This window comes from Paenibacillus allorhizosphaerae (assembly GCF_042659105.1).
Classification (GTDB): Bacteria; Bacillota; Bacilli; order Paenibacillales; family NBRC-103111; genus Paenibacillus_G; species Paenibacillus_G allorhizosphaerae.
Genome location: NZ_JBHSRV010000001.1, coordinates 1,886,462 through 1,904,134, shown reverse-complemented (window position 1 = coordinate 1,904,134; position 17,673 = coordinate 1,886,462). Strand labels below are relative to the sequence as shown.

Annotated in this window: 16 protein-coding genes; 12 read left to right on the top strand and 4 right to left on the bottom strand. The window is 49.9% G+C overall.

The features are described 5' to 3' along the window. Nucleotides 1-65 precede the first annotated feature (65 nt). Nucleotides 66-1,055 (bottom strand): helveticin J family class III bacteriocin, encoded by a 990-nt coding sequence (locus ACFQI7_RS08355; RefSeq protein WP_218098824.1) that lies wholly within the window; start codon nt 1,053-1,055, stop codon nt 66-68. A gap of 666 nt (nt 1,056-1,721) precedes the next feature. Between ACFQI7_RS08355 and ACFQI7_RS08350 the strand changes: the two genes are divergently transcribed. The 7 genes from ACFQI7_RS08350 (at nt 1,722) to ACFQI7_RS08320 (ending at nt 10,768) form a co-directional block, all read left to right on the top strand. After that, complete coding sequence (locus tag ACFQI7_RS08350; RefSeq protein ID WP_218098823.1) at nt 1,722-2,489, top strand: alpha/beta fold hydrolase; 768 nt, start codon at nt 1,722-1,724, stop codon at nt 2,487-2,489. 14 nt (nt 2,490-2,503) lie between these two features. Further along, nucleotides 2,504-2,986 carry a GyrI-like domain-containing protein gene (locus ACFQI7_RS08345; RefSeq protein ID WP_218098822.1) on the top strand — a complete coding sequence of 161 codons (483 nt, stop codon included), beginning with the start codon at nt 2,504-2,506 and terminating at the stop codon, nt 2,984-2,986. 114 nt (nt 2,987-3,100) lie between these two features. After that, the gene (locus ACFQI7_RS08340; protein WP_218098821.1) at nt 3,101-3,895 is read left to right on the top strand and encodes a Nif3-like dinuclear metal center hexameric protein; all 795 of its coding nucleotides are present in this window, start codon (nt 3,101-3,103) and stop codon (nt 3,893-3,895) included. 110 nt (nt 3,896-4,005) lie between these two features. Then, nucleotides 4,006-4,662 (top strand): carboxylesterase family protein, encoded by a 657-nt coding sequence (locus ACFQI7_RS08335; RefSeq protein ID WP_218098820.1) that lies wholly within the window; start codon nt 4,006-4,008, stop codon nt 4,660-4,662. A gap of 435 nt (nt 4,663-5,097) precedes the next feature. After that, on the top strand, nt 5,098-9,543 hold the full coding sequence (locus ACFQI7_RS08330; protein ID WP_218098819.1) for a copper amine oxidase N-terminal domain-containing protein: 4,446 nt from the start codon (nt 5,098-5,100) through the stop codon (nt 9,541-9,543). A gap of 300 nt (nt 9,544-9,843) precedes the next feature. Continuing rightward, entirely contained in the window at nt 9,844-10,278 is a 435-nt protein-coding gene (locus tag ACFQI7_RS08325; protein ID WP_218098818.1) for an SRPBCC family protein, read from the top strand. 58 nt (nt 10,279-10,336) lie between these two features. Continuing rightward, complete coding sequence (locus ACFQI7_RS08320; RefSeq protein WP_218098817.1) at nt 10,337-10,768, top strand: VOC family protein; 432 nt, start codon at nt 10,337-10,339, stop codon at nt 10,766-10,768. A 182-nt stretch (nt 10,769-10,950) separates the two neighbouring features. Here the strand turns inward: ACFQI7_RS08320 and ACFQI7_RS08315 are convergent, their stop codons facing one another. Next, complete coding sequence (locus ACFQI7_RS08315) at nt 10,951-12,213, bottom strand: 3D domain-containing protein (protein ID WP_218098816.1); 1,263 nt, start codon at nt 12,211-12,213, stop codon at nt 10,951-10,953. Nucleotides 12,214-12,411: 198 nt separating this feature from the next. Between ACFQI7_RS08315 and ACFQI7_RS08310 the strand changes: the two genes are divergently transcribed. Both ACFQI7_RS08310 and ACFQI7_RS08305 read left to right on the top strand, forming a co-directional pair. Then, nucleotides 12,412-12,600 carry a WG repeat-containing protein gene (locus ACFQI7_RS08310; RefSeq protein ID WP_377516737.1) on the top strand — a complete coding sequence of 63 codons (189 nt, stop codon included), beginning with the start codon at nt 12,412-12,414 and terminating at the stop codon, nt 12,598-12,600. A 263-nt stretch (nt 12,601-12,863) separates the two neighbouring features. Then, a complete protein-coding gene (locus ACFQI7_RS08305; RefSeq protein WP_218098814.1) occupies nt 12,864-13,820 on the top strand; it encodes a Gmad2 immunoglobulin-like domain-containing protein in 957 nt (318 codons plus the stop codon). A 42-nt stretch (nt 13,821-13,862) separates the two neighbouring features. Here ACFQI7_RS08305 and ACFQI7_RS08300 read toward each other — a convergent pair whose 3' ends face one another. Continuing rightward, nucleotides 13,863-14,729, bottom strand: a complete 867-nt coding sequence (locus ACFQI7_RS08300; RefSeq protein WP_218098813.1) for a sigma-70 family RNA polymerase sigma factor — start codon at nt 14,727-14,729, stop codon at nt 13,863-13,865. Nucleotides 14,730-14,931: 202 nt separating this feature from the next. Between ACFQI7_RS08300 and ACFQI7_RS08295 the strand changes: the two genes are divergently transcribed. Beyond that, on the top strand, nt 14,932-15,384 hold the full coding sequence (locus ACFQI7_RS08295; protein ID WP_218098812.1) for a carboxymuconolactone decarboxylase family protein: 453 nt from the start codon (nt 14,932-14,934) through the stop codon (nt 15,382-15,384). Nucleotides 15,385-15,389: 5 nt separating this feature from the next. Next, nucleotides 15,390-16,031 carry an NAD(P)H-dependent oxidoreductase gene (locus ACFQI7_RS08290; RefSeq protein ID WP_218099029.1) on the top strand — a complete coding sequence of 214 codons (642 nt, stop codon included), beginning with the start codon at nt 15,390-15,392 and terminating at the stop codon, nt 16,029-16,031. A gap of 95 nt (nt 16,032-16,126) precedes the next feature. On the opposite strand, the gene ACFQI7_RS08285 is transcribed toward ACFQI7_RS08290, so the two are convergent. Next, on the bottom strand, nt 16,127-16,675 hold the full coding sequence (locus ACFQI7_RS08285) for an HXXEE domain-containing protein (protein WP_230414906.1): 549 nt from the start codon (nt 16,673-16,675) through the stop codon (nt 16,127-16,129). Nucleotides 16,676-16,827: 152 nt separating this feature from the next. Between ACFQI7_RS08285 and ACFQI7_RS08280 the strand changes: the two genes are divergently transcribed. Beyond that, the gene (locus ACFQI7_RS08280) at nt 16,828-17,559 is read left to right on the top strand and encodes a phytanoyl-CoA dioxygenase family protein (protein WP_218098811.1); all 732 of its coding nucleotides are present in this window, start codon (nt 16,828-16,830) and stop codon (nt 17,557-17,559) included. Nucleotides 17,560-17,673 lie beyond the last annotated feature (114 nt).

Here is a 17,673-nt window from a genome sequence, read left to right as displayed (position 1 = left end):
CAGTATCGGCTATTCTAACTTTATTTTTGGTACAGTTTTGGGGGGCTGACTCGTATGGCGGTTACTTAAAATATGCTGTCAGGAACGTAATAAATTTTTTGCGTATTTGTTTTATTGACTGGGTCTGTAACGATAGTAAAATAAACGTTGCTATTTTTTGTTTGTACTCCCTCGATTTCATGGGTCCCCACATTTGTAATATTAACAAGAGTTTTGTATGCTCCCGTGTTAGACATCATAGCAATCTGCGGAGTATCGCCTTCCCCGCCGCCTGACGTATATATTTCCGTATTACTGAGCATATCAAGACCCTGGAAAGATCCGTTCGGTCTGACTATAGCGCTGCCCGACTGCGTAACGCTGGTAACGCAAGCGCTTATCGCCGCCGCGCTGTCCATGCGTACCTGTTCATTGCTGTCAAGAAGCTGGTTCAATGCGACCGTGTCATAAATCGACCAAGTTACCGTTCCTTCTGCTGTTTGTACGCGGAGTACGGTATGGGTGCTGTTGCCGCCGCCGTCAACACGGTATGTATCGCCCAATCTCGAACCGGTCTTATTGGCGTAATTCATATAGGTTAACCGATGAAGATCCGTATAATCCACTGTCGTGCCGGGCGAGTATTGAAGTCTTGCTACCTGGAGCGACCAGTTATACGTTGTTGAAGGATCCGCTTTTGAACTGAAATAAAAGTAATTTATACCGTTGTACGTATACATGTCGAGGGTTTGGCAATGACCGGCATTGGTGACGGTCATTTCATCAACGTACGTAGCGTCACTTCCGTTTATGAGCAATCTTGAAAGATAGCATGTTCCCCCAGACCGCTGAGTTACGTAAACATACGTCGAAGCGATGTAAGCTTTCTGGACAGCCACGTTGTGATTAAGTCCTTTGAGATTGTATGCGAGCGTTGCTGAAGCGTTTACCGTTTTCGCAGGGGTTGCCGCATATACGGGCAATACAGACATTCCCAAAATAAGAATTGCGAGAACAAAAGATGTGAGTAATTTAGATGGCCTTTTCATAAAGCTCAACGCTTGAACTTGAAACATAACGATACCTCCATTAAAAAAGATTTCTGTTAAAACTCTTTTGTACACTGAACGCTGTAACAATATCATTCGTGCATTTAACTCATGACAAAAATATATTCCTCCTCTCTTTAGGCAGGGTCAGCAAAATAACGATTCCCGGTTTTTCCGCCAAGTATAAAAATCTTTACCCATTTTCGCAGAACAATACGCAGGATTTTTATATTTGCCGATCCCTTTCGTTCTAGATTTGGATATCATAAGAAACCGGACAATCCACTTCAGTCAAAATTTACTACGACTGTCCGGTTTTCTCATACGTGTTTGAATACTGCGGATATCATTGCACGTCGCTGTCTGGCATTTTATGTAGAGGAAAGCTGGGACTGGTAAGTCGACATTATTCAACGATAGGCCATGAGACTCAATTTAGAACAGTTGCCGGTTCACTCGATCACGGACTAATTAATATTGAGGATGTAAGGAAATTAGAACGATGGAATTCAGAATGAGGCGGGGAATTTAAACTATACATTGTGTCTAAAGTGATGGATCAATCTGGTCAGAAAGAATTGCCAACGACACTTGAAGAGCGGAAGAGCTCGCCGCCTATAAAATCATTGACACAGGAACATCAGTTCGATATCTTGAAAATAAGGGAATAAATTACAAAGGAGTAAGTTATCCATGCCATATGTACAATGTAACAATCTGGAAATGTATTATGAACAAATGGGCGTCGGTGATCCGGTTTTATTCTTACATAGTGGATTTTCGCGAGGAATATTAGCTTTTGCAAGCCAAATACTAGACTTTCAAAGTAAGTATACATGTTATTTTCCGGACTTTCGAGGACACGGGCGAACGAGAAGTCACAGTCTTGAATGGAGTACACCGCAGCATTCCGAAGATATTATTGCATTCCTTGATCAGCTAAATATTCCCAAAGTGCATCTTATTGGGTATGGTATGGGAGGAGGTGTCGCGCTTTATTGCGCAGTTAATCATCCTCAAAGAATTGCATCACTAACTTCTATTGGCCAAAGCGGCTTTATCGCCTCAATGGGATCTGAAGAGTTCGAACCAGAGTGGCTGCTGCAAAACGATCGCAATGCATTTATTAATTTGATGAAAGAAAGACATATGGAAGCTCATCGAGGGAATTGGCAACAATTCTTGAGGCAAAAAGTAAGTGATTGGCGGACGTACCCGCAGCTCAGCGATGAGCAATTAAGCGACATAAGCTGTCCTGCCTTGTTTATTGCCGGACAGCATGATCCGTATGCTCCTGAGGAGGCACTTAAGCGGGTTACTACCTTAATTCGTGACTCTCGCTATGTTATTGTACCAGGTTGTGGCCATAGATCCCATATGAATAGAGAAAATCCCGTTTTTGTTAATGATACCATCTTGCAATTCTTAGAGTTACTAAAGAATGAAGTAAGGGCAATATAGCAGGAAAATAATGGATGTATCTGGAATTACAATTACAACCACGAATTGTAAAGGAGACTAACGCACGGATTGAAGTAGTTCAACTAGGTGAAAGAAAATATATCGGTACTGCGGTAACTTCTCCCTTAAAAAACGTTAAAGGTATCGGCGAAGCACGCCAACTTTTCATGGAAAGACAAGGAGAAATTCAAGGTAAGGCAGATGAAAGCACTTATGTTTGTGTTCATTTTGCAAACGAAGTGCTATTCACCTATATCTATTGTATGGAAGTCACTGAGCTACAACTAATACCTGAGGGGATGATTGGTTTTGAAGTGCCTAGTAACCACTATGTAAAAGTACAATCCTATGGCGAAGAACCTTATGGACTTATTGATAAGTTTTTACGGAACAAAGGAATGCGAAGTAATTTACATTCTGTGTCATTTGAAGTGTTTCAGTTTGGAAAAGAGGAAAGTAAGTATAATGCTGAAATATTAGTTCCAGTTGCTGTATGACGGGTCATTTCCAATTAGTGGAACCTACTTTTTCGTTCATGGAGGCGGTCCAGTAAAGGTAGTGCATACAGCCGTACATAAACAACATAATCCATTTATAAGGAGGTCTCACACATGATCATTACTGTGCAGATGGTGCTGAATCGCCTCATCGAACCGGTTGGCCATTTGGAACCTACAGTTGATACGCTGAAGAGCGGACGCTTGAATGCAGAGGTCCGGAAAGTGGCCGTTACGTTCATGGCGACTTATGCTGTAATCAAGCAGGCGGTTGAATCGGGTGTTGATCTGATCATCACACATGAGCCGACGTACTACAACCATAAGGATGAAGTGGAGTGGTTGGCAGGGGACCCTGTATATGAGAGGAAGCGGATGCTCATCGAGGAGTCAGGTATTTCGATCTTCCGACTGCACGATTATGTCCACAAATACAAGCCGGACGGCATTTTAGTAGGCATGCTTAAGAAGCTGAAATGGGAAGCTTACGCCAATCCAGAGAAGATGAATCTACTTACGATCCCCTCTGATGAGCAGCATACCGTCCGTACCATAGTCACTCATCTGAAAAATAAACTCGATATCGATAGCGTGCTGGTCGCCGGAGATCCGGAAATGCCAGTTAGGCGATTTGGATTGATGCCCGGTGCGTCAGGCGGCCGTTCGCATATCAAATGCTTTGAGAGCAAAAATATCGATCTCCTAATCGTTGGCGAGACGAATGAATGGGAGACGAACGAATACGTGAGAGATGCCATGGATATGGGACTTTCAAAGGCGCTGATTATTACAGGACATCAGAACAGCGAGGAGGCAGGGATGCTAACAGTCGTAGAGATGATGCGTGAAGCACTCCCTGATCTTCAAGTGGATTTTATCGCGAGCCCTCTCGCGGTAAAGCGCATTTGAGTGTTGACGGCGGCAATATTCTCAGATTTGTTATCGACGTAGATAGCTAGCTGGTGCACTAACATTCATTCTTATATTATTTTCGTAACGAGAGATAAGGGGAAAAAGAGATGCCAACATTACATCAATATCGAAAAGAAAATAGGCAAGAGTTAGGATATCAATTGTTTTTGCCAGCCAACTATGAAGAATTATACGAAAAAAAATGGCCTTTAATATTATTTCTCCATGGTTCCGGAAGAAGAGGAGCGGATATAAGAATTCTTGATGGTTATGGACTTAACGGGATTGCTGAGAATAATGAAGATTTTGAGTTTATTGTGTTGACCCCTCAGTGTCCTTCATCAGAGGTATGGGCGAACCAACATGGTTCGCTCTTGTATCTTCTAGATAATATAGTTTCAAAATACCGTGTTGATACAGATAGGATATATTTAACTGGTTTTAGTATGGGTGGTATTGGTTCTTGGAGTTTAGCTGCACATGCACCACAACGATTTGCTGCAGTAGCTCCAATTGCTGGTTGGTTTGAACCCGAGATGGCTCATAGTCTGATGAACGTACCTATTTGGAATTTTCATGGGCAAGAGGATGAAACAGTGCCGTTTCATAGATCAGAAAAGATCGTTTCAAGATTAAGTGAAATCGGTGGTAACGTTAGATTTACGAGATATCCAAATGCAGGACATGGGGTAATGAATGAAACATATAGAAACCCAGATTTGTATAAGTGGTTTTTAGAACATACGAAGAAAGTCACTTTGTAAGTAATTCAATGGAGGCATGGATTGAAAATAGGACAGGCTTAACCTGACGGGTAATACATAGCATAACAGCCTTTGGCTTTTCGCATAGACTTGAGGGAATGTAGTATCAAGCAGAGAAATAACAGATATATTTGTCAAAAAAAATGTGAATGTTCAGTAAGAAATAATTTCATTACAATGATGACGAGTCCGCCCCACAAATGAATTGAACGGTAGACGACTTGGGGACGGCGGGAGAAGAAGAAGGAGGGAGGCTGTACTATACGAAGCCGCGCCCAGCGGCAGCGGATGACATTCAGGTGATGGAAGGGCGAGCGGCGCTGCGGAAACGGTAAGATGTAAGCGTTTAACCGAAGCATGGATCAGATGAAAGCATGCGATGCGAAAAAGCCCGACTCCTATTCTGAACGTTTTTTTCAAGGAGGGAACCTATTAATGAAAAGAACGACGGTTTTGCTGCTCGTGCTATGTATACTGCTAGCCTTGCAAGGCTTCGGCTTTGTTCCCGTGATGGCTCAAACGAGCGATTTGAGCGAAGCGAGCGTCACCTCGCAGCTGCCCGATACGAAGCCGGACAAGCACTATATCGTGCTAACGGCGGCCAGCTTTGCTTCCCATATGGGCAACTGGACGAAACCGGCCGACAAGAGAGGAAGCCTGCTCCCGGATATTATGATGGGAGGGGCCGACGGGAAGGACCACAGTGCCACGCCCGCCACGGCAAAATACGGGATTCCGGCTGACGGCATTTATAAAATGATGGTGCATTCCCGCGATTTCTCGGTTAGCCCCGGCACCCGGCCGTTCAAGCTGAAGCTGGACGGGAGCGAGCCGGCGACATACGGTGCTCACGGCACGGAGGGTTGGCGATGGGAAACCGGTGGCCCGATGCCGTTGATCCGCGGAGAGTTTGACCTCTCGGCGATCGATTTCCGCGGGAACTTCGCGCGGTTCGACATGATCGTAATTACGGACGATTTGAGCTTTACGATCGAGGACAGTTCGACCGCGCTGCAATGGCTTGCCTCCCAATATACCTATGTGCCCGGCACGATCGTAAACGGGCAACCCGATCCGAACCGGCCGCCGGTTGATATTGCGATGAGGCTGAACGGGCAATACGTAAATTTGAACGCACAGCCCGTTCTGGAGCAATCGACGGTTATGGTACCGTTTGCGGAAATATTCGCTTCGCTGGGCGCGGCGGTCACTGTCGATGCAGCGACCTATCAGGAGACGGCAAGCAAAAATGGAAAGCGCTTTCGAGTTATAACGGGGCAGGATTCGGCCTCGATTAACGGCAAAAGCATTTTGCTGGAGAAGCCGGCGATGAGCCATGGGGGCATTACGCTTGTGCCGCTCAGCTTCGTGAAGCAATACTTTGGCGCGTTTACTTATTGGGACGAAGGGGGGAGGACGGCTGTGATCGTAGCGAATATTCCGCCTAACGCATTATTGTTCCGGCCTGAAAGCTTTGACGATTTCGGCACATGGACGATGGAGGCGAATGTCGACGGCGCGTTCGAGAAATCCGTCCTCCGCGGCCTCATTCCGAGCGCGGGAGGGGCTACTCCGGATATGGCCGATCCGTCGGGCGCGCAACCGGCGACCGCAACGTTTCAGGCGGAGCAGGCCGGAACGTACAAAGTTTGGGTGCGTTCCCGCGATTTCGAAACGAATCAGCAAGGATCGCGGTTTTTCAACGTCGGGCTGAACGGCCAAATGCTCCCGCAGCGGCTCGGCACGCACGGGCAGGATGGCTTCAAATGGGCGGAAGCCGGAGTCGTTCAGCTGCAGCCAGGAACGAATACGCTGGAGCTTTATGATACGTCGGGCTTTTACGCCCGCTGCGACGCGGTGCTGCTGACGGCCGATTTGCAAGCGGCTCCATCGGAAGATTACGCGCAATTGCTGCGGACCGCCGTGCCGCTCGGAACGGATACGGAAAGCTTCCCGGCCTGGGCGCTGTCACAAGGCGAGCCTTCACAGAGCGTTACGCTAGAGAACGCCTCTACACGGGTTGTTTTCTATAAGGTGCCGACACCAAACGGGCAAGTTGTGCAAAACGCAGTATACGCCCGTTACGAAAACAGCTGGGTCCAAACGAAAAACCGCTCGGAGGAGCTTGGCTATCTCATATTGGCCGCCGATTCAAGCTCTACGGTTTCGACCTCGCAGGACTTTTATTCGTACAAAAGTAAATATACGACGGCAAACGGCAACGAAAGAAGCTATTCGGGCACCGATCTGTATAAGGCGGGCCGGTTCCATTGGTTTATTCCGAACGACTACGTGATGACGCCGGGCGGCGGCGTGAAATTACTGTTCAACGAGCCGCTGACCGACTTCAGCTCCGAATGGGAGATGGACGGCGACAACCCGGCGCCGAAAGTAACCGTCCGCGCGACCTTCCATCAGGCCGGCACATATTCAATCGGGGCGTGGGAAGGACGCGGGTTCGCCGACGAGCAGTACGACTTCGCGCTGGCACCGTACCGGGTGATGGATAAACGAATCGCTCCCGGGGCGGGACTGATGACCGAGCAATATTTATTTACGCCGATGGGGACGCTTACTTTGAACGCCAACAATTCGTACTTGCCCGGACACGCCGTAACGAAAGGCGTCGCGGCGGAGCCGTCCTGGATCCCGCTTCGCTGGGTGTACGGCAGCAACGGAAAATTCGGCATCTCGATGAGGGGAACGGGCTACAATCCCAAAGGTTCGATATTCGCCCCCGTGCTCGGCTCGACCGATGCGAAATTCACGCCCGGCCAAAGCTATACGATGCAGTACCGGGTTATAAGCCGGGTATCGGATTGGTACGATGCCTACAAGTTTGTGGCGCGGGACTTGTTCGGCGTTCACGATTACCGTCAAAACGTATATGGCAATTTGAACGAAGCAATCTTTAACGCGCGTTCGCTGATGATGGACGATCAGTTTGGCGGGTGGGACATCTACGACAAGGCGCATTACAATATGGAAGGGAAAAACGTGACTTCCTCCGCCAACCCGATGCAAGCCCTGCAGGAATATTTGCTCACCGAGGACAAAGAAATTTTGACCCGCAGAACAATACCGACCCTGGCCAATTTCTTGACGCGCAAAGAGCTGCATTTCAACCGGACACCGGAGTGGGGCGGAACCGAATCTTGGCAATCGAACGATTTGCCGAAATCGATCGGTTCTCCGATTAACGGCTACAACCTCAATGTAGTCGGCGGGATGTACGAAATGACGCACGGGGCCGTTCCTTATTTGTACCAATACGGTTTGGATAAGGGCAAGGCGACGGTGACCAATGCGTACGGCTCGATTCCGACGTTCTCGAACAACCTGTATTTATATAAGTATACCGGCGATTCGCAGTATTTGACTAAAGCCCGGCAACAAGCGCAGCAATACGTGACCGATGTCGTCTACAAGCCCCAGACGGAGCCCGTCGGCTGGTCGAGCTTCATTAACATCTCGTATTTTCCGAACGTTGCTTCCTTGATCGACCTGTACGAGGTCACGCACGATCCGGCCGATTTGGCCGCGGCCGAGGAAGCGGCGCGCTGGCTCACGGCGACACTGTGGGTGCCTGGCATTGACGGCACCAAGGGGAATCAGCCGATTACGGTCAACGACATGACGCAAATTCGCGCCAATTTCCACTACGGCAACGAGGCGAGTGGCGGCTTCTGGTGGCACGGCGACCAGCAGGAACGCCTTGGCCGTCCGCCGGGCGATCCGGGCAACCTCTCGAGCAACTACTTGATCGAGCAGCAGCAAGCTCAGGTGCCAGGCTGGATTCCATCCCGTGTCGGGCTTGGCCTGGAGCAGTCCTCAACGTTTGGCCGCAGCTCGAACATCATCATGTCGAGCTGGGCAGGCGACCTTCTGAGGCTTGCAGACTATACGGGAGACAAGTATTTTGCCGATGTGGCGCGCAATGCGATCGTTGGACGGTTTACCAATTATTCGGGCTATTACCAGAACGCGCTGACGACGTTCCAGCAAAAGCCGGATTATCCGCTGCAAGGACCGGACTATACGGGCATTTACTGGCACCACCTGCCACCGTTTCTGGCGATGCTGGAAGACTTCTTGATTAATTTGACGCAGCATTGGTCGGATGACCGCATCCAGTTTCCTTCGCTGCGCCAGCAAGGATACGCCTACTTTAATTCGAATCAATATGGGCACGCGCCCGGACGGTTTTTCGACGAGCAGGGGATGTGGCTGTGGCTGGACGAAGGTATCGTGGACACCGACAGCGTGCAGATCGATTGGCTTGCCGCGCGCAAAGACGGCGTGCTCGGCATCGCCCTGATCAATGAAAGCGATGCAAGCGTGACCTCCACCGTCCAGCTTGGAAGCAAGGTGCCCGGCGGCAGCGGTTTTAACGGGACGGTCGAGCTGTACGCCCCGGACGGCAGCAAGGTGCTCGCGAACGTAACCGCCGGCAGCTTCAACGTCACGATCCCGGCGAAAAGCTTGAAGGGTGCGGTGCTGCGCATTCCCGGCGTGCAGAAGCCGGCGTTCTCGCAGATGACGTACGAGCTGAACGGTCAGCCGCAGCTCGGGCAAACGGTGACGGAACATACTTACGGCAGGGCGATGGTGCTGCAGATGAGCCCCGAGTCGTATTACGCTTACGTCTATGTGACGGATAAACCGGATCAGACGCAAAGCGTCTCGCTTATTTACAGCATTGGCAACGGACCGGAGCATACGGAGACGACGAACGTGTATCCGTACGAATTTATTATGGAGGTGCCGGATGCTTCACAGAGCTTTACGTACCGATTGGAGGCGACGACCGTCTCGGGAGGCGTGCGGAGCATCGCCGGAGGGACCATAGCGCCGCTGCAAGCTCCCGGTTCCAGTCCATAACAAGCGTTAGGAAAGCATAGAATAGTTGGTTTTCCGGATTCGCTTAAATGGGCAGCCAAGAATCAAAAGCGCGAGTGGTGTGGGCTATGTGGCCTGCAAACTCGCGCTTTTGGTTGGCCTAAAAAAGTACATGATTATGATTATTTGGGGAATATGGACTCCATATAAGGATTGGCGAATAACTTCTTCTGCTAAAAATTCGTAAATCGGCTGTGTACAATAGCAATCGAAAAGAAATCTAGCTGCCAATAATATGCTAATATAGGTGTAGGTAAGATATTCATATGAGGAGGTTAAACTATGGGAACAGGTACTCCAGTAACAATAACAGTAGAAACGATTGTTCATTCTCCCGTCGAAAGCGTATGGAAATATTGGACGGAACCGAAGCATATCATGCAATGGAATAACGCTTCCGATGACTGGCATACGCCATACGCCGAAAATGATCTAAAGGCCGGCGGTAAATTCGTCTCCAGAATGGAAGCCAAAGACGGCAGCTTTGGATTTGATTTTGGCGGAGTATACGACGAGGTGAGCCTTAACGAGAGCATCGCCTATACGCTCGGAGACGGTAGAAAAGTGAAGGTCGCATTTATTCGCCAAGACAACGACACGAGAATTATCGAATCGTTCGAAGCGGAAGAGACCAATGCGATCGAGATGCAGCAAGCCGGGTGGCAGGCGATTTTAGATAATTTCAAAAAATACGCGGAAAAGGCAAAAGATGAATAAGAAACTTTCGCTTCCTTAAATGCAAGTTATCCAAATGATTCCAAAGGAGTGTTAGACGATGTCAATCACGTTGAACCCGTATTTAAATTTTGACGGAAACACGAAAGAGGCGGTCTATTTTTACGAGAAAGCGCTGGGCGGGAAATTGATGGGTCTCATGACGTTCGGAGATATGCCGGCGGACCCGAATCATCCGTTGCCGGATCAGATGAAGGATCGCGTTATGCATGCGCACTTGAAAGTAGGCGACGCGGATCTCATGTTTTCCGATACGTTCCCAGGCATGCCTTATCAGCCGGGCAATACGGTTCAGATTGCCATCCATCCGACAGAAGAGGCAAGGGCGAGAGCAATCTTCGCCGCTTTGGAAGACGGCGGGCAAGTCGTCATGCCCCTTCAGAAGACGGATTGGAGCCCCTTGTACGGGATCGTAAAGGACAAGTTCGGGGTTACTTTCCAAGTGAATGTCCCAGGGGAGCTGCCGCAGTAATAGCGCTTAGACTTCCGCTCCGCCAACAAACAAAGCCTCCTGTTCGCGAATGGACAGGAGGCTTACTGTTATTCCGCCGGTCTCCCTCAGCTAAGGCAAGTACCTTTGAGCAAATATAGCAAAGCTTGTTACCTATGCACATGAAAACGAGATCGAGCGGCCTTTTCCTAGCGTCTTTCCATTCATGACAGTACGTAAACGGTGACGCCTATTTGCAACCCGAATTGCTTCGCTTCCTCTAGATCTTCGAAGTATACATCCAGGCGGCTTCCGATGATCGCAGAACCCGTATCTTCAGCGGTTCGATATCCAACCCCTTCGATATAAAGCTTTGTCCCAAAAGGAATGATCGAAGGGTCAACTGCGACGGTCCGTCCTTCCTCCACATAGGCGCCGCTTTTAGTGACGCGATAAGCCGGATGCGAGGGGGATTTGCCGGTGGATTCGTAGCCGGCTGTGTAAGCGGTCAAGGTGGCGTTAAGGACGTGGCTGACAATGATCTCGCCTTCGCCTTCGGGCAGCTGAAAACCAGGGATATACAATAACTGGCCGGCAGCGATTTGTTCCGGATCGGCAAGTTGATTGCTTTCGGTTAGTTCCTTTATACTTGTACCAAACATTTTTGAAATTTTGTAAAGGGTTTCTCCTTTTTTAATTTGATACAATATTCGTTGAGGGACAGGCGTGTGCTCAGTATTGTCCTGCGGGGATTGGGCCGATGCAATTATGTCGGCAGCATCGCCGATGCTGCCCTTGGCTGTCTCGGCCAAACTATCTTCCGCACGTTTGGGCTGTTTGCAATAAGCCTGTACAATAGCGGATGATGACAAAGAGGAGCCTCTTGCCGTCAATTGGTTCAAAACAGGCTCGGAGGGCCGACACACCTGCCGAACCTTTGAGCGCTTGATGAGCTCTACCGCTTCCGCTCGGGTGATCGGATCGGCTCCTCGGTAGCTTTCCACCGTGAAGGAGTCATCCTTGCCGTCGGCCAAATCATTAGCCATAACGAAAATAATGGCGTCATCGCCTTGATAAGCATAACCGTAAGCACCGGCCATAATTTCAGCAGCATGCAAACGCGAGAGATATGTGTTGCGCTTCGCAACATCGTCTATGCCCGACACCGGATACCCAAGTTTGGCCGCTTTTTCATATAAGGGATCCGCCCAATGTCGTTGTGCATTTAAAACGGGTTCGGTGGGAGCGGGTCCGCTCACGGAATAAACCGCTTCCGTTACAGGCGTGGAGCGAAAGAGCATAGCCAGAAATTCCGCTTCCGCTACCGGATTGTTCGGTTGAAAGGTGCCGTCCGGATACCCTTGAGTGATATTGTTGTGAATCGCCCATTCTATCGCTTCGGATGCCCAGTGATCTGTCGTGTCTGCAAAACGGGCGGAAACCGAGGCTTGCGCGGCCGGAGCGAACACGGCTCCGATCAGCAGCAAGCCCGAAAGCGCAGTCGGGATCATTTTCGCAGCGTTCATAGCTTCTCCTATCTAATGCCTCTATTACTGATAATGAGATTCGTCGAATATTTTAATGGAATATTATGGGTTAGTCAACAAAGAAACCTGTTTGGTCAATTTGAAAACTTTATGTTGTATTTTAGGCTAAGGGGAAAGATGCTATGAAAAAGCTAATCAGTGTTGCTAGAAGGATTGGCCGCAGTGAGGGCCGATTTAGGCTGGACATATATCGATGCGGATGGTAATTGGTTATTTGAACCCATTTTTGATCGGGCAGGGCCGTTTAGCGAAGGGGTAGCTTACGTTGAATTGAAGGGAAAAGACAGTTTTGGTTACATTAGTAACCCGATCGTACGGTCTAATTGATTCAGGCTTTAATATGGAGAACCATCAGCTGCCCCGGATGTGCATCTTGCCTTTGTATGAGGGTCCACAAGCTTGCGGTAGCGGACTTCACCCATTTCCGAATCAACCGAGTCAGCGGCAGTAGGGTAAAGAGATCCAGTCTTCGCTGTCTCCTAAACCGTTATCTTGCCTATTACAGACGGATCAGGAGTTATATAGTATTAATCAATTTTGAAACATTTCAAGCTCATCCTGCGTCTTCCCTGTCAAAGGAGTTGAGAAGCTTGAGACATCGAAAAGCGTTTCTTATTCTCGCTATGCTTTGCAGTATGATGCTCACGGCATCATGCCAACCGGGAAGCCGTTCAACGGACTCCGCGGCAAATCAAACCCCAAGCCAAAAAACAACGGCAGTCAAGGCTCTTGACAAAGGGAACATCGTACTAAAGGACGGAAACCGCTGGTTAATTACAGCATATGTGAATAAAAATGGCACCTCTTCTATCGACGCGTTTTGGTTTACGGTGAATGAGCAGACCGAGTTGCTGAGTACGGGCGGCCAAAAGATTCAGCCCGAGAACATGGCGATCGGCGCAGAAGTGGAGGCTTGGCATACGGGAAAAGTCGCAGAATCGTATCCTGCTCAAACCGTTGCCGCTAAAATCGTCATGCATGATGATACGCAGGCAGTACCAACGGGCATGATCGGTCAAACGAAAGCCGTGCAGCAGGCAATGCAATCGCAAACGAAGCCAACCGCCGCTAAAGCCGTCAAATCGGCCTTGCTAGATGCCGATAAGGGGGTTTGGAAAATAGAACTCGTCCAACACGAAGCCGCCGAACAACCTATGACGATACAGGTTGACGCCCGCTCCGGTCAAATCATCCGGACACCGGTTGCGGAAAATGATGCCTTCCGTATATTTTCGCCTATCCCCGGGACGAAAGCCGGTCCTGCTTTCACAGTCGAAGGCGAAGCACGGGTATTCGAAGCCGCTTTTAGCTGGACGCTGGAGGACGGGCATGCCATTTTAGCCGAAGGGCACGAGAGGGCAGACAAAGGCGCCCCGGCTTGGGGACGTTTCCGCTTCGACGTCAATTATGAGCAAGCTTCGCAGCCCAACATGATGCTAATCCTGTTCATTCACAGTGCCAAGGATGGAAGCGTCGAGCATGAACTGATCATCCCATTGAAAGTTCCCGAGGATCGAATCCATTACTCGGTTGAGGCGAACAAGTAACATTCGATTCAGCAGCAGGAACGACCCATGCTTCGAGGGGGCTCAGTCCCCGAATACGGCAAGATCGAGCCGGCGTATGCGCGCCGGGTCGGAAATCAAGTCGACCTCGGCGATTTTGTCGTTTTTCATCGTAAATTGGAGTACGTAAAGCAGCCTTCCGCGTGGAGCTACGATGACTCCTGCCGATCCGTTCACGAGGGCGGATTGCGCAGCGTTTGCGCGCCCGGCAATCTGCTTGGCCAGCGCGTTTGCGCCGCGAGTTACTTGCGAAGCCGCGGTTCGGCGATCGTCTCGAAGCACAACATCCGGATCAAGCGCCGCGACCAGCGCATCAAAATCTCCGGCGTGCGCCGCGGCAAGAAAGGCGTCGACCAATTCCCGTTGGCGAGCAAGGTCGGTATCGGACGCCGCTGCCGCCCCTTGCACCCGGCGGCGCGCACGACTCGCCAATTGTCTGGCTGCCGTCTCGGATTTTCCCACAATCGGGGCAATCTCGGTGAAAGGGATAGCGAATATATCGTGCAGCACGAACGTGATCCGTTCGGCAGGATTCAGATGGTCAAGCACGACGAGCAGCGCGAGGCCGACAGAATCGGCCAGCAGAGCTTCTTGTTCGGGATCGAACCTATCCTCATGGCTGACGAACATATCGGGCAAGTGCGTTTCTATCGATTCCTCGCGCCTCGATTTTCGCGACCGCAGCATATCGAGGCATATCCGCGAGACAACGGTCGTTAGCCATCCCCCCAGATTCTCGACTTCCCTCGTATCCGAACGGCTGAAGCGCAGCCAGCACTCCTGTACCGCATCCTCCGCCTCGCTCAATGAACCAAGCATGCGATAAGCTACTGCCTGCAGGTGACTTCGGTGCGCTTCAAACTGCTCCGCCGACCATGTATGTCCGCTCATTCTCCACATTCCTTCTTCATAATATAATTAGTCTTCATAAATACTGACGAACGGAATTGGTCCAATGTGACAAAAAGCCAAGCATTCGATCATGGTTCCCATCCTTTTTGCCAGCATGTCACACTCCAGAGCTTCGTTCCGTCATCGTAGTGTAGGGCCGAATCCCAGGCTCCAATCACAATTATGAAGGAGTGTTTTTCTCGTGCAAAAGAGAATGAATAGCCCGGTTTCGATCGTACCGGAAGCGACGCAAGCGTTGCAAGCTTTAGGCAAAGCCCTGTTCGCGTCTGCAGAAAAAACCGGCATTCCAAGCCGTACGCTCTTCCTTGCCTATCTTCGGGCCAGCCAAATCAATGGAGACCGTGTGTGCGTTGAACTTCATTCGCGCAATGCCTTGGCTGCGGGTGAAACGGCAGACCGGCTTTTGGCCGTGTCGGCATGGCGTGAAACGCCGCACTTCACCGACGCCGAACGTGCTGCCTTGGCACTCTGCGAGGCGGCTACCCGGATGAGTGACCGAACCGATCCGGTGCCGGACGAGATCTATAACGAAGCGGCGCGGCATTATGACGAGCAGGCGTTGGCTACGCTGATCACAGGCATCGCTACCGCCAACCTCTGGAATCGCCTCAACGTCACTACGAGGCAGGTATGATCCGTATGGCAACCGTATTATATATTACCGCACACCCGCACGATCACGAACATTCTTATAGCATGGCAGTAGGAAAACAATTTGTACAAGCTTACCGCTCCGCAAATCCAGGGGATGAAGTGATTCATCTTGATCTGTACGAAATGGATATTCCGCAACTGGACGCCGATGTTTTTAGCGCTTGGGGCAAACTTGGTGCCGGCGCCTCCATCGAGCAGTTGACCGATACCGAGAAAGCGAAAGTACGTCGCCTCGACGAACTGGTAGATCAGTTTGCGGCCGCTGACAAATATGTATTTGTCAATCCGATATGGAATTATTCGTATCCTCCCGTAATGAAAGCATATATTGACTCCATCTGCATAGCCGGCAAAACTTTCAAATATATTCCAGGGAAAGGTCGAACCGGCTTGCTCAGCGATAAAAAAGCCGTTCACATTCAAGCGAGCGGAAGCGTATTGTCTCAAGGCTCAACTTCTGAAGACATGGAAATGGGCCATCGCCACCTGAAGGTGATTATGGATTTCCTCGGAATTACCAGTTTCGAAGCCATCTTTGCGGAAGGGATGGCTGCGGCTCCGGATCAAGCGTTAGCGATAAAAGAAGAGGCGATGGAGCGAGCGCGCGAAGCGGCTCGTAGCTTCTAGCCGCTCGGTAGGCAGATATTAAATAGAAGAACTCTCCGAGTATGGAGAGTTCTTTTCTATGAGGTACAGCGAATCGTTAGTTCCCTGTCATGGCGTTATTTCTTAGCCGGACGCGGCATAAGCTTCTCTCCAAGCAAATGTCCGAGCCATACGATGGGGAGCAATAAGAATCCGTAAGGAAGACTGATCCATATATCGTGCCAGTCGATGATACCTTCCCTCAGCAATCGCGAGAACAAATACAGCGAGTAGGGAAGCGTAATCGCTACGGCGGTGATGACGCCGGGCACAAGCTTATTCACAATCCATGCTTGACCCAGATGCATAAACACGTGCAGCAGCATGACGGCATTAAAACCGAGAAACAACAAGTACGAATGACGTTCGGCCGCCATGAAAGTTACCGGGAGAAAGATAATGAATTCGAGACATACCGCAATGGCGAACTGGGAGGTTGTCACCTGGGAAAAAGTCTGTACGGTCGGTCGAAATGCGGCGGGCACTTTGCCGTAAACGACATCAACATTTTTGCGAAACCAAGGTTCGATGCGAATGATTTCTTCAAAATCATGGAGCATAAATGCCGCAAGGTACAGCCAGATAAGCGAGTTAAGACTTATGGATGAATCCAGCCATTCGAGCAAGGATGGAATCCTCCTTTCCTGTTGTAGACAAGATGAATATAGCATCATTCGTAAAATATGCATACTTCTTCTTTGAATATGCGAAGAACCGAATTCGCGCTTGTGACACAATGAAGGAGAGATGAGGAAGCTACGAGGAGGCCTGCGGCCGTATGAGCAAACTGACGCAAGAGGAAGTTGCCTTTTACAAGGAGCATGGATATTTGCTGTATAACAAACCTTTGTTTTCGCCGGAAAAGCTGCAAGGGCTGACGGAATTGTTCGAGGAGCAGCTTGCGCAAAAAGGGAAAAAGCTTTCGGATGAGCTGGATACGCCTCATTTTCGCGAAGAACGGCTGCTGGATTATTTATTGAGCGGGGAAGTGTTGGATCTGGTCGAGCCGATCGTGGGTCCAAACATCGGGCTGTGGTCCAGCCATTTTATATGCAAGGACCCGTACGTCGGCCGGGCGACGCCCTGGCATGAGGATTCGTCGTATTGGAAGGGAAGGGTCAGCAGCTTCCATAATATCGTTACGGTTTGGCTGGCGATTGATCCGAGCAATAAGCAAAACGGCTGCATGCGGGTCATTCCCGGAACCCATACGAACGGCTTCTCGGAGTATGAGCCGGTAGACCGGTCCAACAACTTATTCGGCTCCCAGGTTAAGAAGGTGGACGAAACGAAGGCGGTATATTTTGAGCTGGAGCGGGGCGAATGCTCGCTGCACGATTCGCGGATTATCCATGGCGCGGAACCGAACACAAGCCCATATCGGCGGTGCGGCTACACGATGCGGTATTTTTCGACGGATATCGAGGTGTACCCGGACAAAAATAAAAATTTCAAGGTATGGCTGGCGCGGGGAAAAGATTTGGCAGGCAATGCATACGCCAATGTATAATAGAAGAAACAGCGGCAAGACCCGGAGGATAAAGGCCGGGAAACGAGAATGCCTGTTACGGTAGAGAGGCGTTAGCGCCGGTTTCAGCGTTTTGGTGCTTGCCAGTATGGTTAC